Origin of the sequence: Bacillus sp. GbtcB10, from assembly GCF_019091365.1 — a bacterium.
GTDB classification, from domain to species: domain Bacteria; phylum Bacillota; class Bacilli; order Bacillales; family Bacillaceae; genus Bacillus; species Bacillus altitudinis.
Genome location: NZ_JAGXJP010000402.1, coordinates 1 through 236, shown reverse-complemented (window position 1 = coordinate 236; position 236 = coordinate 1). Strand labels below are relative to the sequence as shown.

1 protein-coding gene is annotated in these 236 nt (G+C 54.2%); it reads left to right on the top strand.

The genetic code is table 11. From position 1 onward, the window contains the following. Nucleotides 1–189: hypothetical protein (locus KVT11_RS20645; protein WP_217609222.1), on the top strand; the 189-nt coding region annotated here is incomplete at its 5' end. Nucleotides 190–236 lie beyond the last annotated feature (47 nt).

Below are 236 nucleotides of genomic sequence, written 5' to 3'. Positions count from 1 at the left end.
CTTATCTTCGATCTTCGTGACAGGGTCCCTGTTAGTGTACAGCGGGAAAAGCACAATGCCTTAATGCTGCAGCGTTCCGCACGTGAGCATTTCGGAATGATCGTACTCCTGGAGAGGGGGGACAAGGATGCATTGTCGGCGTTGGTACGCCGACTCGCCCTAGGTTCCCTCCTGTCGACGACCGACTGATACGGTGTACGATGCATGTCATCGTTGCAACGAAGGATCACAAGCAC